We start from the raw sequence: 24,505 nt of genomic DNA, 5'->3' as shown, positions 1-24,505 counted from the left end.
CAGGGGCAATGTTGCAGCATCAATGTCGTGGATGCGCGCGGACCGGGACGATTTCTATGGTGGCTGGCGCGACAGTGCCGGGGGTGGGTGGCGCTCGGCGCGCTGTTCGGGTCACTGTGGTTCGTCAGTCTGGCCCTCACGCCGTACCTCATCTCGCAGGCCGTGGATCGCGGCCTGGGGCCGCGCAACCTGAGCGCGCTGCTTCCCTGGGTCGCGGCGGTTTTGATCCTGGGTGTGGCCGGCGCCGGGCTGGGGATCATGCGGCACCGCAGCATGACGAAGCTGCGGCTGAAAGCCGCGTTGCTGACCGCCGACCTGGTGATGACGCACGCCACCCGGCTCGGGAGCGCGCTGCCGCGCCGGGTCACCGCGGGCGAGGTGGTGACGATCGGGATCTCCGACGTGTGGACGATCGGCCGGGCGATGAACGTCGGCGGTGTCGGTGTGGCCGCGACGCGGGCGTGTCTCGTGGTGGCGACGCTGCTGTTCCGCACGTCGCCGCCGCTCGCCGTCGTGGTGCTGATCGGTGTGCCGGTGTTCGCGCTGATCGTCGGGCCGCTGCTCGGGCGTACCCAGAGGGCCGGCGCGCGATATCGCCAGGCGCAGGGCGAGCTGAACGCGCGACTCGTCGACGTGCTCGGCGGCCTGCGGATTCTCAACGGGCTCGGTGGCAAGGAGACTCACCTGCGCCGTTACGAGGGCCAGTCGGCGCGGGTGCGCGAGCTCGGTTACCGGGTGGGCCGCCCGGCCGGCTGGATCGGCGCGCTCGGCGACGGCCTGCCGCTGGTTTTCCTCGGGGTGGTGACGTGGCTGGCCGCGCGGCTCACGGCCGCGGGTTCGCTCACCGTCGGTGAGCTGATCGCGGTGTACGGGTACACGGCCATGCTCGTCATACCGGTGAATGTCCTGATCTTCTGCGGGTTCGACATCACGCACGGTCTCGTGGCGGCCCGGCGGGTGACCGAGTTTCTGCGGCTGCCCGTCGACGACCCGTCGGGGGTGTCCCCGCCGGAGGAGCCGGCGGTGCTGCACGACCCGGTCTCCGGTGTCTCCGCCGCGCCGGGCAGGTTCACCGCGCTGGTCGCCGACAACCCGTCCGATGCGGTCGCGGTGATCGATCGGCTGGGCCGGTACGGCGTTTCGCCCGCGACCTGGGGATCCTTGCTGCTCAGTGACATCGCCCAGCCTTCGGTACGGTCCCGGATCCTGGTCGCGGAGAACGACGCCGCCCTGTTCGCCGGGTCGCTGCGGGAGATCGTCGCCGGGCGCGACGAGCCGGACGACGACAGGGTCCGTGCCGCCATCGGCGTGGCGGTCGCGGGTGACATCGCCGCTGACCTCTCCCGGCCGGTCGACTGGGGTGGCCGCAATCTCTCCGGCGGTCAGCGGCAGCGGCTGCGGCTGGCCCGTGCGCTGCACGCCGACCCGGAGATGCTGCTCGCCGTCGAGCCGACGTCAGCGGTGGACGCGCACACCGAGGCCGCCATCGCGGAACGTCTCGTCGCGGCGCGCGCCGGGCGGGGGACTCTGGTCGCGACCACCTCGCCGGTGCTGCTGGCGCGGGCCGGCGAGGTGGTCTACCTGGTCGGCGGGCAGGTCGCGGGTTGTGGCACGCATGCGGAGCTGCTGGCCGGCTCGCCGGGTTATCGGGCGCTGGTGACCCGGGTTTTCGACGCTGCCGACGCTGCCGATTCGTTTGAGGGGGATCGGTGAGCGCCGCGCTGCCGGTCGCCGGGAACCGTGAGGTCGGGCGGGCCGCGCTGCGGCTGCTCGCCGCCGATCGGCGGGCCGTCGCCACGATGATCTTCCTCAGCTCGCTGGCGGCGGTCGCCGGGCTCGGAGCGCCGTGGTTGCTGGGCCGGGTGATCGACACCGTGACATCGGGTGGCGGCGGCAATCGTGTTGATCTGCTGGCCGCTGGTGTGCTGGGTTGTGCGGTGGTGCAGACGGTTCTGGCGCGGTTCGCGCTCACCGTCGGATACCGGTTCGGGGAGCGGACGGCGGCCCGCATCCGCGAGGGGTTCCTGCGCCGGGCCCTGGCGCTGCCGGCCTCCGTGGTGGAGCGGGTGCCCTCCGGTGACCTGGCCGCCCGGGGCAGCACCGACGTCGACACGGTCGCCACGACACTGCGCGACGTCCTGCCGAAAGTGTTCATCAGCTTCGTCCAGGTGCTGTTCATCGTGGCCGCCGTGGTGGTGCTCGACCCGATGCTCGGACTGGCGGGCGTGCTCGGGCTGTCGGGCATCTGGTTCTGCGTGCGGTGGTACCTACGGGTGGCGCGGGACGCGTACCTCGCCGAGGGTGCGGCCAACTCGCGGCTCGCCGAAGAGCTCGCGGCGACCACTGCGGGTGCGCGTACCGTCGAGGCCTTCGAGCTGGCCGGCCGCCGCCTCGCCGCCGGTGACGTCGCGATCGCCGACACCCGCCGCACCCGGCTGGCCACGCTCGCCCTGCGCAGCGTCTTCTTCCCGCTGGTCGAGACGTCGTACGCGATCCCGACCGTGCTGGTGCTGCTGCTCGGCGGGGTGCTGTACATCGACGGCCATGTGAGTCTCGGGACGGTCGCGGCGGCGGTGCTCTATCTGCGGCAGCTCGTCAACCCGCTGGACACGATCCTGCTCTGGGTCGAGCAGTTGCAGAGCAGTAGCGCGTCGTTCGCCCGGGTCGAGGGGATCGGGTCACTGCCGGCGCCACGGTCGTCGGTGTCGGCGTCCCCTGACAGCGATCGGATCGAGGTTCGCGGGGTGCGGTATTCCTACGAGCCCGGCCGGGATGTGCTGCACGACGTCGACCTGACCGTGCGTCCGGGGGAGCGGCTCGCAATCGTCGGCCTCTCCGGTGCTGGCAAGTCCACACTCGGCCGGTTGATCGCCGGGGTGGACCGGCCCACCGGGGGCACCGTGGAGGTCGGCGGCGTGCCGATCGCAGATCTCGGCCCCGATCAGTTGCGGCGCCAGGTCGTCCTGGTGACCCAGGAGCACCACGTCTTCCGGGAGACGCTGCGGGACAACCTGATGGTGGCCGCGTCCGATGAGGCGTTGCGCCGGGCGCTGGACACGGTCGGCGCGGACTGGGCCGGCGACCTCGACCGTGATCTGGGGGAGGAGCCGTTGGACGGGGCTCAGGCACAGCAGCTGGCGTTGGCGCGGGTGCTGCTGGCCGACCCGCACACGGTGATTCTGGACGAGGCGACGGCGCTGCTGGATCCGGGGGCTGCGCGTACCGCGGAGCGTGCACTGGCAGCGGTTCTGCACGAGCGGACGGTGATCGCGATCGCGCATCGGTTGCAGACAGCTCACGACGCCGATCGGGTGGCGGTGATGGAGGACGGGCGGATCATCGAGCTGGGCACGCACGACGATCTGGTGGCGGAGGGCGGGTCCTATGCGGCCCTGTGGAGATCGTGGCACAGCACACCGTCGATCCACGGAGAGCAGCTGACAGCTCCGAACCCGTAGCCGTTGTTCGATTCCGCTGGTGGCGCGGTGCTGGGTGCTGCTCCATTTTCGTTGTGCCGGGGATGCGGGAGGTCCGCGATTGCCGGGGGTGTTGGAGCGCCGGTCGGCTTGTGCTTGTGGTCATGTTGGGGCCGAAAGTGCGACCGTGAGCGCGAGCCGGGACCGCGCCGCGTTGGATCTTGAGTGATCTTTGACTGTATGAGGTGGAGGATCGCTCAAGATCTGGGCGCCGGCTTTCCGGGGCGCCGTTCGTGGGGGAGGGCGGGTACGGCTGCTGGCGTGTGCTTGGGCTACGTGCGTCGACGGCCGGCTGGTTGGGGCGATGGGCCCGTGGTGTGCGTTTGGCGGGTCGGCTGTGGATGGGGCTGCTGTCGTAGTCTGCGGCGGTGAGGGCGATCAATTTGGGACTGCGGTTCGGGCTGGAGCTCTGTGCGCTGGCGGCGCTGGCGTACGGCGGCTGGCATCTACCCGGGCCTGCCTTCGTGCGGATCCTTGCCGCTGTGGGGTTTCCGCTGGTGGCGGCCGTGATCTGGGGGCGCTGGGTGGCTCCGAGGGCGAGCCGTCCGTTGCCCGACCCGCACCGGCTGATCCCGGAGTGGACGGTCTTCGGCAGTGCGACGGTGGCTCTGATCGTTACCGGTCATCCGTGGCTGGCGGTCACCCTGGCGGCGCTGGCGGCTGTGAACCGCTGGGCCCTGCACGCGTTGGACACGTCAACCGGTGGCGAGCGCCTCTGATCGCCCGCCCGCCTTTGATCGCCCGCCCGCCTTTGATCGCCCGCCCGCTTCTGGTGGCTCCCGTCGAAGGTCGCGGCTTGTTCAGGTGGGAACGCCGGGATCCCTGGAGCTTCGGAGTTCCTGGCTTTTCAGATCTTGGAGAGTTCTGCCCACGATTGTGAGCCCTGAGTTCGCCATTCTGTGGGCCGGCCTGAGTTCGGGCGGAGCGGCGGTTCTCGCTGCGGCGTGGTCACAGATCTTGTGAGGTTCGGCCGTCCCACCGACCACAAACTCACGAGTTTCGGGAGGCTGCCGCCGGGGCGTGGCGGTTTCGAGTGATTCGTGAGTTATCTGGTGACGCGCTGCCGCCATAACCGTGGAGTGTGCTGGCTTTTGTGGAGACCTGCGGGGGTCAGGGCACCCACGGGTCTCCATGATTGGGCTTGAGCTGGGCGGTACCCCGCCGGGCGCTCACCCTCCGTGACGGTTCGAGTAGTTGGGTGAGGCCGTACGGACGGCGAGAGTCTGGGCAAAGCGCCCGCCGCCGGATCGGCAGCGGGCGCTTTCGGGAACTGAGGAGCAGGGCCAGGGCCAAGAGCAGGAGCAGGGCTAGGGTCAGGAGCCGGAGCGGGTGGAGTTAGATCGGGTTGGTGTATTCGCTGCCGGTGCCGGGGACCTTTGTGGGGAGGCCCCGCCGGGACCGCTCGGTCTTGACCGCCACCTCGATCACGTCGTAGGCCGCGCCGATCACCGTGATGGCGATGATGATGCCGGTCAGCCAGTTGAGCGGCTCGACCGTGCCCCAATCCAATGTGGACACCCACTCCGGGTTGAAGAAGCGCTCGGTCGCCAGCAGCCACACCGCCGGAGCCGTGAACAGCACCGCCAGCACCGCGTTGACCACGGTCACCGTGTGGGTCCAGGCGTCCTTGCGGAACAGCCAGATCGCATAGCCCGCTTCCAGCAGCAGGACCACGATCAGGAACGGCCACCAGAAGGTCCAGTTGTCCGGGTTGAGGACAGGCTGATCGGTGAAGGTGAACTGCTGCAGAACCAGGGCGACGATCAGCAGCACCGGCCAGATGATGCCGGTCGCGAGCTCGCCGAGGCTGATGGCGCGGGGTTCGTAACGCGGCAGGTCGGTCAGGTTCCACCCGCGGCGGTTGGAGCCGGGCAGCTCGTCGCGGGCCACGCCGGTGCGCTCCAGCAGGGCGAAGATCGCGGTGGTCCAGAAGGCCATGTGTGCCCCGACGGTGATCAGGGTGCTGATGGCGGAACCGATCGCGGTGCCGATCGACGGTTCGTCCAGGGTGCGGAGCGTGGTGAGTGCCACGACCACGATCGGCAGGACGATCGTGAGCAGCATCTTCAGGACGCGCCACCAGGTTTCGAACAGTTCCGGACCGATCAGGTACTGCTTGCGGTCGGCGTAACCGTCGGCGAGGCGGTCGGGGTCGCCCAGCTCCAGCAGCGTCTCCTCGACGGCCGCCTCTGGCGGTGAGCCGCCGGCGACGCGGGCCTCGACCGCGTCCTCGATGGACGTGCGCAGCTCGCGGTCGATGTCGGTGCGCTGCTGCTCGGGGATGCGGCGCAGGACGGTGTAGACGTAGCGGTCGATGAGGGTGGTCACTTGTCGCCCCTTGAGTCGAGATCGGTCACTGCCTTGTCGAGCCGCGTCCACTCCGAGCGCAGGGCGGTCGCGATCGCGTCGCCTTGCGGTGTGGTCCGGTAGAACTTGCGCGGCCTTGCCTCGTCGGTGTTCCACGCACTGGTCAGCAGGCCCTGGGACTCCAGGCGCCGCAGCAGGGGGTAGAGCGTGTTCGCCTCCACCTCGAAACCGGCCGCGCTCAATGTTTCGAGCAGCGAGTATCCGTAGCCCGGCGTCTGCAGGACCGTGAGACTCGCGACGACGACCGTGCCGCGGCGCAACTCCTGCAGGTGAGTGGAGAGCGTCGCATCCGTTGTCATGTGAGAAACGATAGTGTGTGTCACACACTATGGCAAGCCACACGACATTGCCTCAGCCAGTTTGTTTAACCCGGCGAATCGGACACACCTCTAAACTCGGCGGGTGAGCATTCGTCATCTGCTGCGTGGCCTGCCCGTTCTCGCCGGTCCGTTGCCGTCGTTCGACGCCGGCAACGCACCGGAGGACCCTCGCGAGCTGTTCGTGACGTGGCTGGCCGAGGCGGTCGAGGCCGGTGTCCGGGAGCCGCACGTCGTGACTCTGGCGACGGCCGGCGCCGATGGGCGGCCGGACACGCGCGTGCTGATGCTCAGGGAGCTCGACGATCGCGGCTGGCAGTTCGCCACCGCCGCGAGCAGCGCCAAAGGGCGCCAGCTCGCGGAAAACCCGTGGGGCGCGCTCAATTTCCATTGGCGCGAGCAGGGGAGACAGATCAGGGTACGCGGAAACGCCACCCCGTTGGATCAACAGTTCTGTGCCGCCGACTTCCTGTCCCGCCCGGACATCTCACGGGCGGCGAGCCTGGCCGGCCGGCAGAGCGCGGTCCTCGGCGGCCCGGAGGAGCTGAAGCAAGCCCTCGCGGCGGCGGAGGAACGTCTCCGGGACGATCCCGGCGTCATCGCCGAGGACTACACGGTCTACGTCGTTTCGCCGGTCAGCGTCGAGTTCTGGCAGGGCGACGCTGACCGGCGGCACGTGCGATTGCACTATCGCCGCGAGGGCGACAGCTGGATCAGGGAGCGACTCTGGCCGTGAACGCCAGCTGGATCAGGGAGCGACTCTGGCCGTGAACGACAGCTGGATCACCGAGCCCTGAGTGGGCTCAGCCGTCGAGCTCGGCGAGAATCAGGTCGGCGGCACGATCGGCGCCGCCCTCCGCGCGTACCCGGGCCTTGATCTTGGCGGACTGAGCCGGCGCCGAGCCGGTGAGCAGGTCCAGCAGGGTTTTCCGGAGTTCGGCGGCGGTGACCGTGGCGGAGTCGATGACGGTCGCGACGCCCAGTTCGGCCAGCTGGGCGGCGTTGGCGAACTGGTCGGCGGCCTGCGGCGCGGCGATCATCGGAGTGCCGGCCCAGAGGCCCTCGCTGCTGCCGCCCATGCCGGCGTGGGTGAGGAACGCGTCGGCCTGATCGAGGATCGCCAGCTGCGGGACCCACGGGTGCACCTCGACGCTGTCCGGGATGTCGCCGAGCGACGCCGGGTCGACGTGCTTGCCGATCTGCAGCACGGTGTGCCAGCCGGGCAGGTCGCCGAAAGCCGTGAGGCAGTTGCGGTAGAAGTCGGCGTGGTCGGTGAAGGCGGAGCCGAGCGAGACCAGCAGGACGTTCTCGGCGGAGGCCGGCCGGGTCCACTCTCCCTGGTGGGAGCGGTCGCCGAGGATCGGGCCGACGAAATCGACGACCTTCGGGTCGACGCGGTCGGCGTTTGGCTGGATGGCGCGCGGGATGAGCGCGAGCGAGCGCGGCGGCCGGCCCTGGAACGCCGTGCTGTCGGTGACCGACGAGCCCTCCGCGGTCAGCCACGCGGTGAACCGGCGGTAGTAGTCGGCGCCGCGCGGGTCGGCCCGCATCGCCTCGATCATCGGCGCCATCTCCGTCTCGTATCCGTCCCAGGCCACGAATGTGCTGGACAGCTGGATCGAGGGGATGCCCCACTGCTCGCCGAGGAGCCGGGCCGGCGCGCCGGCGATGTCGTAGAGGAACAGGTCGGGACGGTCGTCGTCGTAGGCCTCGCGCAGCTGCGGGAGCATCGAGATCGCGTCGTCGAGGAAGAGCGTGAGCTGCTCGATCGGGTCGTCGGTCCAGACGTCGTCGGTGGTCGGCAACGTTGATCGGTACGGCCGGAGGGTCGCCCCGGTGGACTCGATGACCTCGGCGAACGAGGCGTCGTTCGCGTAGGTGACCCGATGACCGCGGGCGACGAGGGTACGCACGATCTCGAGGCTCGGGTTGACGTGCCCGTGTGCGGGGATGCTGACGACGGCGATGTGCGGCATGAGTTCCTCCAGGGGAAGTCAATGAGACGAGACGTATCGTCTCGTGAATCGAGCAACCTGTCAAGACGAGACGTTGCGTCTCGCGGTAGGGTGCTGGCATGACCGCCGATCCCGCCCGGCGCAGCGAGCGTTCCCGCCGCGCGATCCTGGACGCCGCCCTCGAACTGCTCGCCGAGACGGGGTACTCCGACCTGACCATCGAGGCGATCGCGTCCCGGGCCGGGGTCGGCAAACAAACCATCTACCGCTGGTGGCGTGGCAAGGGCGCGATCATCCTGGACGCGCTGATCGACGCGACCTCGTCCGCCGAAGCTCTGGTCCTGCCGGACACCGGCGACCTGGAGGCCGACCTGCGGACCGTCATGCGGGCCACGGTCGCCGAGTTCGCCGACCCGAAGCTGTCCGCGACCACCCGGGCACTGACCATCGAGACCCTCAACGACGAGAAACTCGCCGAGCAGGTCCGTGACCAGCTGCTGCGTCCTCAGCTCGACGCCGTGAAGAAGCGGCTGCAAGCGGGTCCGATCCGCGCGGACGTCGATCTCGACCAGGCCGTCGAGCTGCTGTTCGGCCCGCTGTACCACCGCTGGCTGCTGCGGACCGGACCGCTCACCGACGAGTACGCCGACGGCGTGGTCCAGCTGGCGATCGCCGCGATCACGCCGTGACGGCCGCCAAGGGGCTCACGCTCCGGCAGCTCGGTCCCACCGTCTACCTGCCGTCCGGCGTCTACTCGATCGGCACCGGCGCGATCGCGCCCGTCCTCGCGCTCTCCGCCACCGAGCTCGGCGCGTCGTTCGCGGTGGCCGCGGTCGTCGCCGGCATGGTCGGTGTCGGTCAGATCCTCGGCGCGGTGCCGGCCGGCGTGCTGGTGTCCCGGATCGGTGAGCGCCGGACCATGCTGCTCGGCAGTTCGCTGGCGGTGCCGGCGCTGCTGGCCTGCGTGTTCGCCTCGCACGTGCTGCTGCTCGCGGTGGCCGTCATGCTGGTCGGGCTGACCGCTGCGGCGTGGGGTGTGGCCCGGCACGCGTACATGGCCGAGGCGGTGCGGCCGGAACTGCGGGCTCGTGCGATGTCGACGCTCGGTGGTGTGGGCCGGATCGGTACTTTTCTCGGGCCGTTCGCCGGGTCGGTTGCCGTACACCTGATGGGTCTGAAGGGTGCGTATCTCGTCGCGCTCGGCGCGGCAGTGATCGCGAGCGTACTGCTGCTCGCGTTGCCGGAGGTGCCGCATGGCCGGCCGGTGTTCGCCGGTGCCGCGCCCGCGCTGCGCGACGTGATCCGGGACAACGCCCGCACACTGCGCACTCTCGGTCTCGCGGTGCTGCTGGTCGGTGCGCTGCGGGCGTCGCGGCAGACGATCCTGCCGCTCTGGGGCGCGTCGCTCGGCCTGGAACCGGCGACCATCGCGCTGATCTACGGCATCTCCGGCGGGGTGGACATGCTGCTGTTCTATCCGGCCGGGAAGCTGATGGATCTGTACGGCCGGCGGTCCGCGGCAGTGCCGGCGATGGCGTTGCTCGGGCTGGCGTTCGCGCTGCTGCCGCTGGCGAACGGCGTGGTCGGCCTGGCCGCCGCCGGTGTGCTGATGGGCATCGGCAACGGGCTCAGCGCCGGGCTGGTCATGACGGTCGGCGCGGACGTGTCACCGGCGGCCGGGCGGGCGCAGTTCCTCGGGGTGTGGCGGGTCTGCGCCGACCTCGGAGCCGGTGGCGGGCCGCTGCTGATCGGCGCGGTGACGGCGGTGGCCTCGCTGACGGCGTCGGCGGTGGTGGTCGGCGCCGCCGGCCTGCTGGCAGCCGGTCTCATGTATCGGTGGCTCGCGCGAAAGTAGTCACCGCGAACTCTCCGGGAGCTGCCCCGGCCTCGGCGAGTAGCTCACCCTGGGCGGACCAGATGCCCGAGCGCCCGGAGGTACGGTCGAAGCCGCCACCGGTCGGTCCGGCGAACGCGGCGGTGGCCACCCACACGCCGTGATCAGCGGCGACCCGCCGGGCCCGATCCCCGTGCACCTGTGACTCGTGGTCGTGGTGGACCACGCCGGCCAGATAACCGTCGATGCCCAGCGCCGCGGTGCGTTCCGCGTGCTCCGGGATCCCGGTGTCCCGGCAGACGGCCAGGCCGAGCCGCCAGCCGTCGACGTCGAGGACCGCCGGCTCGCCCGGCTTGAACGACTCCGCCTCGCTGCCGTGCAGGTAGACCTTGCCGTAGACGACACGCGCCCCGCTGCCGTCGACCGCGAGCACGCCGATCCACGGCCCCGGCACCGGCGCGCCGGCCAGGGCGATCGTGCCGGTGTGAGCACAGGCCTCGACGATCGGGGCGAGCCTCGGGTCGTCCGGTTCGACCACGGCGGCGTCCAGTTCGTACCCGGTGAGGGACATCTCCGGGAAGACCACCACGCGGGCGCCGGCGGCCCGGATCGCCTCGGCGTGCGCCACCGCGTTCGCCGCGACGTCATGGGCGCTGGTCAGCGGCTGCGCCACCGCGATCGTGAGGCTCTGCGAAAATGTTTCCACATTCCCGAAAATACCCGGGAACCCTTTCGACGGGTGACGCGTGTACTGGTCATGACGGCTTCGACAGGAGCGGCAATAAACGGGGGACTGGCCACGCGTGACAACGGGCCGCCTGCCGAGGACTTCGAGGCGTTCTACCGCGCCAATGTGGACCGGGTCTACCGCGCTCTCGCGGTGACCCTGCGGCGGGACGACCTGGCCGGCGAGGCGGTGGCCGAGGCGATGGCTCGCGCCTATCAACGCTGGTCGACGGTGGGCAACCTGGAAAACCCGGCAGGCTGGGTGTTCCGGGTCGGCCTGAACTGGGCCACCTCATGGTGGCGCAAGGTGCGGCGGGAACGGCCGCCGGGCGATCAGCCGGATCACGGCCGGCGCGGGGCCGCGGAGAACGTGGTGATGGCCCGCGAGGCTCTGGACCGGCTGCCACGCCCGCAGCGCGCGGTGGTGACCTGCCGCATCCTTCTGGACATGAGCACCGCCGAGACCGCTGAGGCGCTGCGGATCAGCGAGGGCACGGTGAAGAGCCGACTCTCCCGCGCGCTCGCCGACCTGCGCCGCGACCTGAACGAGGAGGCCTGACCATGGACCGCATCCCGCACGACATCGAAACTCTGATCCGTGACGTCGCCCAGGCCGAGCCCGGTTACGGTGGCGATTTCGCTGACATCCCCCGCCGGGCCCGCCGGCACCGCAACCGCCAGATGACGGCGGCGTTCGCCGGAGTCGCGGCCGTGATCGCGGTCGTCGGCATCGGCGTCTCGGTGAACCGGGCACCGGACCGGACACCGGTGAATCCGCCTGCCGCGACCACCGCGGCCCCGCTGCCGACCGGCGCCCAGCGTCTGATGCTCAACGGCGCCGACGGCTCGTACCGCACCTTCGAGAACGCCACACCGATCTACACCGAGTTCGGCGGCACCCAGGTCGGCGAGTTCACCGTGGACAGCACCTGGCAGATGAGGAAACACCAGGTCGTCGGCGCTGATCGCTGGGACCGGTTCGCCGGGCTGGCCGACGGCAGCATCGTGGCGATCGGGCCGCAGGGCTCGAAGACCAACCTCGTCGTGGCCGGTCCGGACGGCACGGTGCGGCAGACCCGCGAGGTGGGCAAGGCAGGCGAGAAGGTCACGCTTGTCAGCGCGACCAGTGAGTACGCGTACCTCTGGCGCCCGTCCGGCCTGGTCGAGCACACGCTGAACGCCGGTGGGGAAAGGGTGCTCGTCACGCCGGAGCAGCTCGACGTCACCGACTTCTTCGACGGCCAGATCTACGGCGCCGACGTGGAGAACGGGAAGCTCGCCCTGACCCGGAAGTCGAACCCGTGCGTCGTCGAGTTCGTCGCCCTGGACACCCCGTCCGAGGCGGAGATGGTGTCGCTGGACGGTAACGCCACCTGCGATCGGATCATCTCGCTGCGGCTGTCGCCGGACGCGTCCGAGGTCGCGATCGCGTACGTCGACGACGCCGGGCCGGAGATCACGCTGATGGACGTCACCACCGGAGCGCTGAGCGACGGGACCAGCGTGGACATCGATCCTTACCACAGCGAGGACCCGATCGTGGCGATCAGCTGGGTCGACGCGAAGACGCTGCGGGGGATGGCGTACCGGGCAATACCGTCGAGTGATCTGACGCCTTTCACGATCACGCGCTGACGCGTACCGAAGTGGGGGTGGGCTCGGTGAGGAGCCCGCCCTCAGTCGTTGCCGCAGCGTGCCGATCAAGCTGGTGTGCGCCAGTCCCGGATCACGATCAAGGTGCGTGTCATCGCCGCGATGGTGCTGATGCTGGTGGTGTCGATGCTGGTGGTGGTCACCTACATCACCGGGCGCAACTCCTACGAGGCGCGCGAGACCGGTTTTGATTATGCCGACGAGGTGGCGAAGGCGAGCAGCGCCGAGATTCAGGAGACGCTCACCGCCGGGTTCGGCACCGCGCGGGACATGGCCGAGGTGCTGGCCGCGACCGCGGACAACGGCGGGACCCGGGCGGCCGCGAGCGCACAGCTGAAGTCGGTGCTGGCCGCGCACGAGGATTACCTGGGGATCTGGACCGGGTGGGACGCGAACGCGTTCGACGGGCGCGACCGGCGGTACCGCAACGCCGACGCGACCACCGACGCGACCGGCCGGTTCGTGCCGTACTGGTACCGCGACGGCGACAAGCTCGCGCTCACGCCGCTGACCAGTTATGACCAGTCCGGCGACGGCGACTACTACCTGGTGCCGCACGACACCGGCAAGGAGAAGGTGATCGAGCCGTACGCCTACGACGTGGGCGGAAAGTCGATCCTGATGACCTCGGTGACCGTGCCGATCGAACGTGACGGCACTGTCGTCGGTGTCGCCGGCGTCGACCTGGCGCTGGACACCATCGGCACGCTGGTCGGCGGGATCAAACCGTTCGGCACCGGCACGGCGACGCTGATCAGCACCGCCGGCCTGCTGGTCGCCGGGGCCGGCACCAGCGGGGAGGCCGCGCCGAGCGACCTGACCGCGCTGGCCGCCACCGCGACGAAGGCCGGGACGACAAGCACCTCGGTCACCGACGTGGACGGCGAGGAGACCCTGCGGATCGCCGCGCCGGTGCCGCTGGGGGTCAGCGACACCTATGCGCTGGTCGTCGAGGTGCCGACCGCCACCGTGCTGGCCGCCGCGAACACCACCCGGTGGGTCAGCATCGGGCTCGCCTGCGTGGCGGTGCTGATCGCCGGGATGGCCGCGTTCGTGCTGGCCCGCAACATCGTCCGGCCGATCGAGAAGCTCCGTGACCGGATGGCCGAGATCGCCGACGGCGACGGCGACCTGACCCAGCGGGTCACCGCGGCCCGCGACGACGAGGCCGGTCAGCTGGCCGGGGCGTTCAACCGGTTCGTCGAGAAGGTCGGCACCACGATCCGGGGTATCGCCGGGTCCACCGGAACCCTCACCACCGCGGCGCAGGAACTCAGCGAGGTGAGCGCCCGCCTCGAATCCGGCGCCACCAGCGCCTCGCAGCAGGCCGGCGCGGCCAGCGACGCCAGCGAGCAGGTCAACGCCGGTGTGCAGGCCCTCGCGGCCGGCGCCGAGCAGATGAGCGCGTCGATCGCTGAGATCTCCAGCAATGCCACCCAGGCGGCGCAGGTCGCCGGCCAGGCCGTCTCCATCGCGGAGCGCACCAACAACCAGGTCGCCGAACTCGGCGTGGCCAGCACCGAGATCGGCGAGGTGGTCCAGCTGATCACGTCGATCGCCGAGCAGACGAACCTGCTCGCGCTGAACGCGACGATCGAGGCGGCCCGCGCCGGTGAGCTGGGCAAAGGCTTCGCCGTGGTGGCCGGTGAGGTCAAGGAGCTGGCCCAGCAGACCGCCTCGGCCACCGAGCAGATCACCGCCCGGATCACCGCGATCCAGGCCTCCAGCTCCTCGGCGGCCGGCGCGATCGGGGAGATCGCCGAGGTGATCGCCCAGATCGGCGACTACACGACGACGATCGCCTCGGCGGTCGAGGAGCAGACGGCGACGACGGCGGAGATGAGCCGGACGGTGACGGATGCCGCGTCGAGTAGTGGGGAAGTGGCGCGCACGATCAACGGGGTGGCGTCGGTGGCCGCTTCCACAGCAGAGGGTGCGCGGGCAACGCAGCAGGCAGCCGCGAACCTGTCGGATTTATCGTCTCAGCTGACCCGCCTGGTGGGTTCCTTCCGCTTCTAACGGAGTCCCTCTTTCGCCCTCGCCTCGGTCGGGGCCAGCGCGCTGCTCAGCGTCCTCGCCGTGTCGATCAGCGGGACGTGGCTGAACGCCTGCGGGAAGTTGCCGACCAGGCGGCCGGCATCGGTGTCGTACTCCTCGGAGAGCAGGCCGACGTCGTTGCGCAGCGCGAGGAGCCGCTCGAACGTCTCCCGGGCCTCGTCGTGCCGTCCCATCAGCGCGTAGTTGTCGGCCAGCCAGAACGTGCAGGCCAGGAACGCGCCCTCGCCGGGCGGCAGGCCGTCCACGTCGGTGTCCTCTTTCTGGGTGTACCGCTGCACGAACCCGTCGACCAGCAGGTGCTCCTCGATCGCGGCGACCGTGCCGATCACCCGCTCGTCGTCGGCCGGCAGGAACCCGACAAGCGGCACCATCAACAGCGACGCGTCCAGTTCCGCCGAGCCGTAGAACTGGGTGAACGTCCGGCGCTCGGTGTCGTACCCCTTCTCCAGGATGTCGGCGCGGATCTCGTCGCGCAGCCGGCGCCACCGGTCCACCGGGCCGTCCAGGGCGAACTCCTCGACCGCCTTCACCGCCCGGTCGGCGGCCACCCAGGCCATCAGCTTCGAGTGGGTGAACTGCTTCGAGCCGCCCCGGACCTCCCAGATGCCCTCGTCCGGGTCCATCCAGTGCTGCTCGACGAACTCCATCAGCTTGACCTGCAGACCCCAGGCCGGGTCGTCCGCCTTCAGCCCGGCCCGCCGGCCCTGGTGCAGCGCGTCCATCACCTCGCCGTAGACGTCCAGCTGGAACTGCTCGGCCGCCGCGTTCCCGATCCGCACCGGGTTGCCGTCGTAACCGGTCAGCCAGTCCGCCGTGTACTCGTCTAGGCGGCGCTCGCCGGCTACCCCGTACATGATCTGCAGCTCCGCGGGGTTGCCGGCGATCGCGCGCAGCAGCCATTTGCGCCAGGCCGTGGCCTCGCTCTGGAAACCGGAGAAGAGCAGCGACTGCAGCGTGATCGTGGCGTCGCGCAGCCAGCAGAACCGGTAGTCCCAGTTGCGCACCCCGCCGAGCTTCTCCGGCAGGCTCGTGGTCGCGGCCGCCACGATGCCACCGGTGGGTGCGTACGTGAGAGCTTTCAACGTCAACAGCGAGCGTACGACGGCGTCACGCCACTCACCTTCGTACGTGCACGCGGAGACCCAGCCGCGCCAGTAGCCCTCGGTCACGCCGAGCTGGTGAACCGGGTCGATCGGCTCCGGCGCGGTCAGGTGCGACGGACGCCAGGTCAGGGTGAACGGGATGGTGTCGCCCGCGCGTACCGTGAAGTTCGCGTGGGTGGCGAGGTTCTCGCCGCGGGTCTCCACCGGGGTGCTCAGCCAGGCCGCGTCCGGGCCGGCGACCGCCACCAGGTCGTTCCGCTCCTTGTAGACCCACGGGACCACGTGGCCGTAATCGAAGCGCAGCCGCAGGACCATGCTCATGTCGACTTCGCCGCGGACACCCTCGACGAGGCGGATCACGGACGGGGATTCGGTGCGGGGTGGCATGAAGTCGACGAGGCGTACCAGACCGGTCGATGTCTCGAACTCGGTCTCCAGCACGAGGGTCTCGTCCCGGTAGCGGCGTTTCGTCGTTGACTCACCCTCGGGCGCGATCGTCCAGTGCCCGTTCTCCTCGTCGCCGAGCAGCGCCGCGAAGATGGCGCCCGAGTCGAACCTCGGCACGCACAACCAGTCGATCGACCCGTTCCGGCCGACCAGGGCCGACGTCTGTGTGTCCGCGATGATCGCGTAGTCCTCGATCGGGAGCGCCATGACCAGTGTCTTTACCCAGAGATGCCAGGATGACACGGTGACGGTTGTGGAGATCAACGGTTCGCCGGCCGGCCTCGAGGTCGTGCACCGGGCCGCTACCTGGAACTATGGCCACTACACCTCGATGCAGGTCCGCGGCGGCGCCGTCGCCGGGCTCTCGCTGCACCTCGCCCGGCTGCGCGACGGGACAGCGACACTGTTTCCCTCGGCCGCTTTCGATTCCGCGGCGGTGCCGTCATTGATCGGCCACGCTCTCTCCGGGAGACGAGACGCCTCCGTGCGCGTCGCGGTTCTGCCACACCAGGACTTCGAGGGTACGGACGTGATGGTGTCCGTTTCCGATCCCGTGCCCGACGGTGACCGTCCGCCGTTGCGGGTGCGTTCGGTGGCGTACCGGCGGGAGCTTCCGCACGTGAAGCACATGGCGACGATGGGGCTGACCTACCAGGCCCTGGCCGCGCGGGCCGCCGGTTTCGACGACGTGCTGTTCCTCGGCGACGGCGGCCTGGTGCTGGAGGGCTCGGTCTGGAACGCGGTGTTCTTCGACGGCGAGGCCGTGGTCTGGCCGCAGGCGCCGATGCTGGCCGGGATCACCATGCAGGTGCTGCGGTCCCGGCTAGACGCGCTCGGCGTCCCGTCGGTGAGCCGTCCGATTCTGGCCGGCGACCTGGCCGGTCTGCGCGGAGCGGCCACGACGAACTCGCACTACCCGGGCCAGCCGATCACGTCGATCGACGACGTGGCCTTCGGAGAGTCCGAGGAGTTGAGCGCGGTGCTGCGCCGCGCCTGGAAGAGCGTGACGTGGGAGCCGTTGTAGTGCTCTCCTAGAAAAGGTTGCCGCGTTCGCAGGCCGTGAACGTGTCGTTGGCCCAGCCGTCGCAGAGGTCGCCGGTGGCGGTGCCGTTGACGCCGCCGTCGAGACGGTCGGCCGTGTCCGGGAAATCGGGTCCGGTGTCGAGGCCGCTCAGCTGGTCGTCGCCCGCGTCGCCGTAGAGGCTGTCCCGGCCGTCCTCGCCGTCCAGCACGTCGTTGCCGGCGCCGCCGCGGATCACGTCGTTGCCGAGGTCACCCCGGATGTTGTTGGCCGACGCGTTCCCGGTCAGCCGGTCGTTGCCCGCGCCGCCCACGATGTCTTCCAGGTCGGCGCCGAGGGTGTCCCGCTCGCCGGCCTGGCCGTCGTCGCGCTGAGCGCCGTCGAGATCCACGGTGAGCGGCTTCGTGTAGTTCCCGTACGCCACCCGGTCCCGGCCGGCGCCGCCACGGATCACGTCGGGCCACACCCCGGCGTTCGGATCGTCGCCGATCAGCTGGTCGTTGCCGGCGCCGCCGTCGAGGACGTCCGAACCCTCGTAACCGTGGAGCGAGTCGTTTCCCGCGCCGCCCTGGAGCCGGTCGTTGCCGGGACCGCCGAACAGGTGGTCGTTGCGGGACGTGCCGTAGAGCCGGTCGTTGCCACTGCCGCCGACGATGCCCTCGACGTCGGTGCGGATGGTGTCCTTCTCGCCGGACTGGCCGTCGTCGCCGCTCGTGCCGTCGGCGTCGGCGTCGATGCCCCGGGTGTAGAGGAAGTAGTTCACGCTGTCGACTCCGGCGCCGCCCGAGAAGACGTCGTTGTCGGGTCCGCCCAGAACCGCGGACGAACGCATCTCGTCGTCACCGGCGCCGCCGTAGACCCGATCGTTGCCGACGAATCCGTCCAGCCTGTCGTTGCCGGGCCCGCCGTCGAGCAGATCGTTGCCGGTCCGGCCTTCGAGGGTGTCCGCGCCGCCGTGCCCGTAGAGCTTGTCGTTCCCGGTCTCGCCACGCAGCACGTCACCGCGCGGGCCGCCGTGAACCGTGTCGGCGGCGGTGCCACCGGTGGCCGTCATCGACAGGTCCGACCGGTTGACGATCGAGTCGCTCCGGTCGTAGGTGTAGATCTTCACCCTGGTGGGCGCTTTGGCCGGCGTACACCTGACCTTGGTTTTGTCGCCTTTGACTTTCTTGCAGCCCTTACCCGCGGTGATCGCCACCCGGTCGTCAATCGTGACGGTCCGGCCGGAGCGGGTAATCACGACCTTGTTCTGCTTGCCCGCGGCGGCCTTGTAGGTGACCGTCGTGCCGGACACCGACGCCACCCGGGTGGTGGCCGCGTGCGCGGGGGAGGCGCTGGTCAGCAGGACAACAGCGACCGCGCCGATGACAAGCGGCGTCGAGTAAGGCATTCCGGGATCATAGACACACGCCACTGCGTGCCGGGATGGTCCGGTCGGCCGAAGTCTGGTTAGGACTTCCGCTGGGTAGGGGCTTGAGGGTCGCGATCCGCGAGCCGGCCAGCGCTTCCGCTAGTGCTTCCGCCAGCGCGTTCTGGCGAAGCGTTTTGCCGGTGTGTTCTGGCGGTGTGTTCTGGCGGGGCGTTTTGGCCGCATGTTCCGCCGGGGCGCTCTGCCAGTGGGTTCTTCCGGCGCGACCGCGGCGACTTCGGCCCACATTTCGACCAGAGCTTGCCAAGATCGCGCAATATCCGGGGCGTTCCGAGGCCGCCCAGGAGATCTTGAGCGATCTTCTACAGCAGAGGGTGCGGAATCACTCAAGATCCGCGGCAACAACGCAGACACGCCGGGCCCCGCCGAGCGGGCCGGACCCGGCTGCTGGGGCGAGACAGCCGCTGGAACGAGCCGATTGCTGGACGCGAGCCGTAGCTCAGATAGGTCATCCGCCCCGATGACCTATCTGAGCTACGGCTCGCCCGCGCCGGCACGAGACCTACGGCGACAGGACGCGCTCGGCCACCGTTCGATGTCGCGCAGCTCTCGGTGAGCGGCCACCTCAATTGGACAGCGGGGTCAGTGCTGGCTCGCGCGGGTTGGGGCGGCAGTGACGGCCAGCTGGATTGATCGTTTCGGGGCTGTTTCGTTCAGGCCTTGTGCTTTCTCGCGATGTTGGTGGGTTCGGGACGCGGCGATGCCCCAGCCGCAGGGGGATCGGCTGGGGCATCGCTGGTCTTGCAGGGGGTCAATAAGCGTCAGTAGCCGAAGTCCTGGGTGTAGTACGGGGTGCCGTTGGCGGAGTAGACCGCGCCGACGCCGACCGTCTTGGACTTGCAGTTCAGGATGTTGGTGCGGTGGCCCGGTGACTTCATCCAGCCGTTGACGACCTGGGCGGCGGTGCGGTAGCCGTAGGCGACGTTCTCGGCCGACGGGTTGGCGAAGCCGGCGGCCTTGGCGCGGGCGACGAAGTTGGAGTTGCCGCGGCCGGTGTGCGAGAACTTCCCGGTCTGGGCCATGAACGCGCTGTGCCCACGAGCGGCAACGGTCAGCTTGGCGTCCACCTTCAGCGCCGCGCAGCCGTGAGAGGTGCGCTGCACGTTGATGAGGCGGTTGATCTCGGTCTGCAGGACGGTCTCGCTGGTCTTCGCCGGTGCTGCCTGGGCGGGGCTGGCAGACATCGTGGCGAGGCCGAGGGCGGCCGGGGCGATGAGGGCAGCGGCCAGGGCGAAGCGGCGAAGAACGTTGCGCAAGAGGTCCCTTTCGGCAGGTGTTCGTTGCTTGCACTGTTCTTTTCGGCCCTGCCGGGGCGGACTGGATTAGCGGCCCGGAGCGCATCGGTCGCCGTCCGGTTGCCAGAAATCCCGGCTTAACGCCAGGGTCACCGCCAGCGACAGCCGGCAGCCGTGGTGTTAAGCCGGGGACTGGCTGAACACCACGGTCGCCGTGGGTGACAGCCGGGGACCGTGGTGTACAGCCGGGGACTGGCTGAACGTCACGGTCGCCATACGTGACAGCTGGGGGCTTTGGGGTTAAGCCGGGGGCCAGGGGAGGGATTGCCACAGGGATGGCTGGTGGGTCAGCTGGATCAGGCGGTTCTCCAGCTCTCGGTACTCCGGGCCGTGAACCGAACCGCCCCACAGCGGCGCGCTGCTCACCCCGTCCGCTGCTGAGGTCACCAGGGTCATCACGTCCAGCGGTAACCCGTCCGCCTCCAGCTCGGCGGTCAGGGCGGCCGTGTCGGCGTCGACCAGGGAGGCCACTGCCGGGACTGTCGACAGCTGGCTGATCAGGGCGATCGAGCGCCGCAGCGCCGCCTCGTCGGACGGTGGCGCGAGCAGGGCGCGGACATAGGCCCTGGTGAACCGCCCCGCCGATACGTCAGCCGGGTCCAGGCGGCTTTCGATGTCGGTGTGGAAGGCGGCGAGCAGGCTTCGGGCCAGCTCCAGCAGGAGGTCTTCCTTGCTGGCGAAGTGGTAGATCAGGCCGCCCTTGGACACTCCGGCGTGGCGGGCGATGTCGTCCAGCGAGGCGTTCAGGCCGCGGGTGCGGATGACCTCGCCCGCTGACTCCAGCAGCGCACGCCGGGTGTCCTCGGGTGACCGGCCTGCGGTTCGTCCCATTTGTCCCCACCCAACGTTCAAGAACGACAACCCAGAGCCTAACGGGACGGGATCAACCGCCACGCGACCACGGCCGCCACGAACATCAGGGCGGCTGCCACCAGTGACGTGGTCTGCATCGCGTACAGAAAGGCGTCCTTCGCGGACTGGATCAGCGTGGCGTCGCGGACCGGATCCAGCACCCGCAGCGCCGAGCCGAGCGAGTCCGAGGCCGGCGCCGACGACGGCAGGCCCAGCGTCGACCGGTAGACCGAGGTCAGCAGCGAACCCAGCACCGCGATGCCGAGTACGACGCCGAGCTCGTTCGCCGTCTCGGTCACCGCTGACACGGAGCCCGCTTTCCGGGGCGGCGCGGCCGAGATGATCGCGTCGCCGGCCAGAGTCATCGACAGGCCGACCCCGAGGCCGACCGGAACAAGACAGAGCGCTAACCACCCGTACCAAGGCTGGCTCGCCGCAGGCGCGACCAGAGCGAGACCCGCGGCAGCGACCGCGAGTGAGGCGGCGATGGCGTGGCCGCGACCCAGGCGGGTGATGGCGACGCCGACGAGGGCGACCACGACCATCGATGCGATGGTGGCGGGGAGTTCGGCCAGGCCGGCTTGCAGAGGGGTGAAGCCGCGGACGAACTGGAGGTATTGCGAGAAGAAGAAGAGCAGGCCGACCAGGCCGAAGATGGAAATGACGTTGGCGGCGACCGCGCCGGAGAAGGCCGGGCTGCGGAACAGGTCGACGTCGAGCATCGGGTTGGGCAGGCGGCGCTGGCGGCGGACGAAGAGCCAGCCGGCCAGCAGGCCGACCAGAGCGAGCGGCCACGCGGCGATGTGCGTGATCGCGAAGACAATCGGCACCACCGCGAGCATCGAGAGGAAAGCGGACGGCCAGTCGAAACGGCCCGGTGAGGGGTCGCGCGACTCGGGGAGAAGGAAGATCCCGGAGACCACCACGACGATCATGACCGGCACGTTGATCAGGAAGACCGAGCCCCACCAGAAGTGTTCGAGCAGGAATCCGCCGACCATCGGACCGGCCGCTGAACCGGCGCCGAACGCGGCCGACCAGACGGCGATGGCCCGGGTGCGCTCGGCGTCGTCGGGGAAGAGGTTGCGGATCAGCGAGAGCGTCGACGGCATCAGGGTGGCGCCGGCGACGCCGAGCAGGAGGCGGGCGACGATCAGCTCTTCCGCGCTGGTGGCGAACGCCGCGAGCAGCGAGACCACGCCGAACAGCACCGATCCGGCGAGCAGGATGCGCTTGCGGCCGATCCGGTCGGCGAGGTTGCCCATCAGCGCGAGCAGGCCGGCCAGCGCGAGCGAGTAGATGTCGCCGATCCAGATGACCTGCTCAGCGGTGGGGGAGAGGCTCTCGGTCAGGGACGGCACCGCCAGCGCGAGCACCGTCCCGTCGATCGAGAGGAGCAGGACCGCCGCGGACAGCACCCCGAGGGCCGCCCAGCGGTGGTTCTTGACCGTGACCGTCTGACTCATGCCGGTACTGTACCGACCAGTCGGTAAAGTTTCACGGGGTTGTCGTGGCGATCACTGCCCATCGTTGGTTGCCGCCCGAGGTCGGTTGCCACAATCCGACAGCGGTCCCATCGGCGGTCGCCTCACCCGGCACGTCGAGCAGCCGCCGCGCCGCCACGTTGATCAGCGTGTAGGTGCCGTCGCCGGTCGTCGACAGCGTCCACAACGCGCCGTCATCCCTGGTGCCGGCGGCCTCGACCACCACCGCTCCGTTGCGCACCGCCAGCCGCTGCCCGGTCGCGGCATTGCTGACGACGTAGCGCTCCTGGCTGCTCAGGCCGTTTCCGATCGCTGCGAACGTCCAACGCTGCTCGATCGACGAACCATCGGTGGTCCGGATGGCGGCTTTGCCGCCGGCAGGCGCGAGGCTGCGGCCGCTTTGAACCCCTTGGAGACGGTACGCGGAACCGGCGCTGAAGTGGCTTGTAGCCGATTGAGCGACGCCACTGATCAGGAAGGTGGTGACCGATTCGGCGGGGACGGTGATGGTTGCTTTCTTGCCCTTCACCGCCGTGGGCCTCTGTTTGATCAACTTGCCTGCCGCGCTGGTGATCACCGGTGTGACGCTGGCCTTTTGTCCGACATTTCGAGATTTAGTAAGATCTAGTGTGACGGTTCTCGGCTGGGTCGTCGGGTTGCTGTGGACGACCGTTACTCCAGTGCCGTCGTTCTTCATGGCAGCCAGGGTGGCGGTGTCATTTACCTTGACCACCCGATCGCCGGGTTTGATGTAGTGGGTGAAGTTCCTGATCGTGTCGAATTTGGTGTTCGTCCTGATCGGGCAGGTCGTGAGCGTGTCCGTTTTCGTGCAGTCGAACGGCACGTGGATCGAGCCCCACTGGAGATTGCCCTCGGCGACCATGTTCTTCGCGTCCTCGACCGGCTGCCACAGCACCCAGGCCGACGGCTCCAGCTCACGGAAGTCGTCGATGATCCGCTGAGCCATGCCGAGGCCGGAGTTCATGCTGGTGAAGTCGTTGCCCCAGCTGCCCTCGACCTCGCTCATCCACAGCGGTCGCTGTTCGGCCTTCGCCGTGTCGCGGGCCGCCGTTCGCTGGCCGGTGCCGTAGGTGTGGACGTTGAGCTGAGCCACCGCGTTCTGGGCGGCTTGCGGGTATCCGTACCAGTCCTGGAGGAAGATTCCCGGGTTCGTCTCGTCCGGCGCTGAGACTTTCGCCTTCGTCGTGGCCTGTTTCAGTTCTTGGTCAAGCGCCTGGATCACCGCCGCCTGCAGGGCCGGGCCGGCGTGCGCGCCCTCCTGGCGGCCGCCGGTCGGCGTGCCGTTCGCGCCGAGCGTCGTACGCCAGTAGTTGGTGTTCGGCTCGTTCAGCGGATCGATCGTGTCGAACTCGATCCCGTGCGCGTCCTCGAGCCGCTCGGTGACCCGGGTCAGGTACGTGGCGAACTCGTCCAGCTGGTCTGTCCGGATCTGATCAGCGTTCGCGTCGAAGCCGCCGCTGACGTATCCGCTGACCGTCTGGAACCACGGGGGCGAGTTGCTGAACGCCTCCCAGCGCGTGACCTCGTCCTTGATCTGGTCGACCCACCAGCGCTGATTCGGGTCGGCGTCGAAGTTCCAGTGGGCCGGGTCGTCCGGGTTCCACCAGTCCTTGTCGGTGGGGCCGTACTGCTGTGGCGCCCGCCAGAAACCGGGCACCGCACCGCCGGGCCGCAGGTAATCGGTCACGGTCGGCGCGTTCCCGCCGCCGATGTTGAAGCGGGCGATGTTGAGGTCGAGCCCGTCCGCGCCGAAGAGCAGATCGACGAGGCGGTTCCGGACGGCGTCGGGGTAACCGCCGGTCGCTTCGGCGAACCAGGCGAGGCTGGTGCCCCAGCCCTGAAAGGCGGGCTGCTGGTACGAGGGGTCGATGGTGACGGTCACGGTGGCCGCGGCGGCCGGCGGGGCGGGGAGCGGGGCAAGGGTCATCGCAGCGAGGACGGCGACGGAACCGGTGCGGACGAACATGGGCGTCCTTTCGTGGTCTGTTTACGTAAACATCACACGGTGGAAACCAGTTCTCGCATGGGTGAGTGTCGATGTCAAGGAGGGGGGCTCACTCACCCTGGGCGGGGCTGGGTCGTGGTCCTGGTCGTGGTCGCGACGCCCGGAGCCCGGCGATGAGATGCGGCTGGACCTGCGGTGTCGGCCATGCCTCTGTGCGCCAGCCGGTCCGGCCGGTTTTCAGCGCTGTGCGGAGGCGGATGGCGTAGCGCCGGTGCGCCAGCTCAGGGGCAGTCGGCCCCGGGCGGCTGCACACCACGGCTTCCGGCTGTCGTGGGCGGCGACCGTGGTGTACGGCCCGGTTTCCGGCTTAACGCCAGGGCTGCCGGCTGTCGCTGGTGGCGAACGTGGCGTTCAGCTCGATCGCGGCTTAACGTTACGGCTCCTAGCTGTCGCCCACGGCGACCAGGACGTGCAGCCGGTCGATTCCGGCTTAACGCCAGGGCGGCCGGCTGTCGCTGGCGG

General features: G+C 69.6%; 20 protein-coding genes. 10 read left to right on the top strand and 10 right to left on the bottom strand.

The window, feature by feature from the left end; translation table 11 throughout:
• The first annotated feature begins 87 nt into the window (after positions 1–87).
• The 3 genes from B0I29_RS02005 to B0I29_RS01995 all read left to right on the top strand — a co-directional run bounded on the left by B0I29_RS02005 (position 88) and on the right by B0I29_RS01995 (position 4,195).
• Complete coding sequence (locus tag B0I29_RS02005) at positions 88–1,713, top strand: ABC transporter transmembrane domain-containing protein (RefSeq protein WP_220091270.1); 1,626 nt, start codon at positions 88–90, stop codon at positions 1,711–1,713.
• Entirely contained in the window at positions 1,710–3,458 is a 1,749-nt protein-coding gene (locus B0I29_RS02000; protein ID WP_111647050.1) for an ABC transporter ATP-binding protein, read from the top strand. The genes B0I29_RS02005 and B0I29_RS02000 overlap by 4 nt, the downstream gene beginning before the upstream one ends.
• Before the next feature lie 386 nt (positions 3,459–3,844).
• Complete coding sequence (locus B0I29_RS01995) at positions 3,845–4,195, top strand: YrdB family protein (protein WP_111647049.1); 351 nt, start codon at positions 3,845–3,847, stop codon at positions 4,193–4,195.
• A 616-nt stretch (positions 4,196–4,811) separates the two neighbouring features.
• Here B0I29_RS01995 and B0I29_RS01990 read toward each other — a convergent pair.
• Together B0I29_RS01990 and B0I29_RS01985 are read right to left on the bottom strand one after the other, a co-directional pair.
• The gene (locus B0I29_RS01990) at positions 4,812–5,804 is read right to left on the bottom strand and encodes a permease prefix domain 1-containing protein (protein WP_111647048.1); all 993 of its coding nucleotides are present in this window, start codon (positions 5,802–5,804) and stop codon (positions 4,812–4,814) included.
• Complete coding sequence (locus B0I29_RS01985; RefSeq protein ID WP_111647047.1) at positions 5,801–6,142, bottom strand: PadR family transcriptional regulator; 342 nt, start codon at positions 6,140–6,142, stop codon at positions 5,801–5,803. The genes B0I29_RS01990 and B0I29_RS01985 overlap by 4 nt, the downstream gene beginning before the upstream one ends.
• 103 nt (positions 6,143–6,245) lie before the next feature.
• On the opposite strand from B0I29_RS01985, the gene B0I29_RS01980 reads away from it, so the two are divergent.
• Positions 6,246–6,896 (top strand): pyridoxine/pyridoxamine 5'-phosphate oxidase, encoded by a 651-nt coding sequence (locus B0I29_RS01980; RefSeq protein ID WP_111647046.1) that lies wholly within the window; start codon positions 6,246–6,248, stop codon positions 6,894–6,896.
• A gap of 67 nt (positions 6,897–6,963) precedes the next feature.
• Here the strand turns inward: B0I29_RS01980 and B0I29_RS01975 are convergent, their stop codons facing one another.
• Positions 6,964–8,136, bottom strand: coding sequence for a macrolide family glycosyltransferase (locus B0I29_RS01975; protein WP_111647045.1), 1,173 nt, complete (start codon positions 8,134–8,136; stop codon positions 6,964–6,966).
• 98 nt (positions 8,137–8,234) lie between these two features.
• On the opposite strand from B0I29_RS01975, the gene B0I29_RS01970 reads away from it, so the two are divergent.
• Both B0I29_RS01970 and B0I29_RS01965 read left to right on the top strand, forming a co-directional pair.
• Positions 8,235–8,804, top strand: coding sequence for a TetR/AcrR family transcriptional regulator (locus B0I29_RS01970; protein ID WP_111647044.1), 570 nt, complete (start codon positions 8,235–8,237; stop codon positions 8,802–8,804).
• The gene (locus B0I29_RS01965; RefSeq protein WP_111647043.1) at positions 8,801–9,970 is read left to right on the top strand and encodes an MFS transporter; all 1,170 of its coding nucleotides are present in this window, start codon (positions 8,801–8,803) and stop codon (positions 9,968–9,970) included. The genes B0I29_RS01970 and B0I29_RS01965 overlap by 4 nt, the downstream gene beginning before the upstream one ends.
• Here the strand turns inward: B0I29_RS01965 and B0I29_RS01960 are convergent.
• The gene (locus B0I29_RS01960) at positions 9,942–10,655 is read right to left on the bottom strand and encodes a carbon-nitrogen hydrolase family protein (RefSeq protein WP_111647042.1); all 714 of its coding nucleotides are present in this window, start codon (positions 10,653–10,655) and stop codon (positions 9,942–9,944) included. The two genes, B0I29_RS01965 and B0I29_RS01960, sit on opposite strands and share 29 nt — an antisense overlap.
• 33 nt (positions 10,656–10,688) lie before the next feature.
• Between B0I29_RS01960 and B0I29_RS01955 the strand changes: the two genes are divergently transcribed.
• From B0I29_RS01955 to B0I29_RS01945, 3 genes are all read left to right on the top strand, one after another.
• Positions 10,689–11,234 carry an RNA polymerase sigma factor gene (locus B0I29_RS01955; RefSeq protein ID WP_245972132.1) on the top strand — a complete coding sequence of 182 codons (546 nt, stop codon included), beginning with the start codon at positions 10,689–10,691 and terminating at the stop codon, positions 11,232–11,234.
• Between the two features lie 2 nt (positions 11,235–11,236).
• Complete coding sequence (locus B0I29_RS01950) at positions 11,237–12,310, top strand: hypothetical protein (protein WP_111647041.1); 1,074 nt, start codon at positions 11,237–11,239, stop codon at positions 12,308–12,310.
• Between the two features lie 75 nt (positions 12,311–12,385).
• The gene (locus B0I29_RS01945; RefSeq protein WP_111647040.1) at positions 12,386–14,347 is read left to right on the top strand and encodes a methyl-accepting chemotaxis protein; all 1,962 of its coding nucleotides are present in this window, start codon (positions 12,386–12,388) and stop codon (positions 14,345–14,347) included.
• On the opposite strand, the gene B0I29_RS01940 is transcribed toward B0I29_RS01945, so the two are convergent.
• On the bottom strand, positions 14,344–16,143 hold the full coding sequence (locus B0I29_RS01940) for a glycoside hydrolase family 15 protein (RefSeq protein WP_111647039.1): 1,800 nt from the start codon (positions 16,141–16,143) through the stop codon (positions 14,344–14,346). The two genes, B0I29_RS01945 and B0I29_RS01940, sit on opposite strands and share 4 nt — an antisense overlap.
• 37 nt (positions 16,144–16,180) lie before the next feature.
• Between B0I29_RS01940 and B0I29_RS01935 the strand changes: the two genes are divergently transcribed.
• Positions 16,181–16,960, top strand: a complete 780-nt coding sequence (locus B0I29_RS01935) for an aminotransferase class IV (RefSeq protein WP_181557647.1) — start codon at positions 16,181–16,183, stop codon at positions 16,958–16,960.
• 7 nt (positions 16,961–16,967) lie between these two features.
• Here B0I29_RS01935 and B0I29_RS01930 read toward each other — a convergent pair whose 3' ends face one another.
• The 5 genes from B0I29_RS01930 to B0I29_RS01910 all read right to left on the bottom strand — a co-directional run bounded on the left by B0I29_RS01930 (position 16,968) and on the right by B0I29_RS01910 (position 24,004).
• Entirely contained in the window at positions 16,968–18,347 is a 1,380-nt protein-coding gene (locus B0I29_RS01930; RefSeq protein WP_111647037.1) for a calcium-binding protein, read from the bottom strand.
• 800 nt (positions 18,348–19,147) lie between these two features.
• On the bottom strand, positions 19,148–19,570 hold the full coding sequence (locus B0I29_RS01925) for a CAP domain-containing protein (protein ID WP_111647336.1): 423 nt from the start codon (positions 19,568–19,570) through the stop codon (positions 19,148–19,150).
• A 351-nt stretch (positions 19,571–19,921) separates the two neighbouring features.
• Positions 19,922–20,512 carry a TetR/AcrR family transcriptional regulator gene (locus B0I29_RS01920; RefSeq protein WP_111647036.1) on the bottom strand — a complete coding sequence of 197 codons (591 nt, stop codon included), beginning with the start codon at positions 20,510–20,512 and terminating at the stop codon, positions 19,922–19,924.
• Between the two features lie 38 nt (positions 20,513–20,550).
• A complete protein-coding gene (locus tag B0I29_RS01915) occupies positions 20,551–21,999 on the bottom strand; it encodes an MFS transporter (RefSeq protein WP_111647035.1) in 1,449 nt (482 codons plus the stop codon).
• A 31-nt stretch (positions 22,000–22,030) separates the two neighbouring features.
• The gene (locus tag B0I29_RS01910) at positions 22,031–24,004 is read right to left on the bottom strand and encodes a glycoside hydrolase (RefSeq protein ID WP_181557646.1); all 1,974 of its coding nucleotides are present in this window, start codon (positions 24,002–24,004) and stop codon (positions 22,031–22,033) included.
• Positions 24,005–24,505: the final 501 nt, after the last annotated feature.

The organism is Actinoplanes lutulentus (genome assembly GCF_003259845.1).
Taxonomy (GTDB): Bacteria; Actinomycetota; Actinomycetes; order Mycobacteriales; family Micromonosporaceae; genus Actinoplanes; species Actinoplanes lutulentus.
The sequence above is the reverse complement of the archived record's forward strand: the minus strand, read 5'-3'. Positions and strand labels throughout refer to the sequence as shown.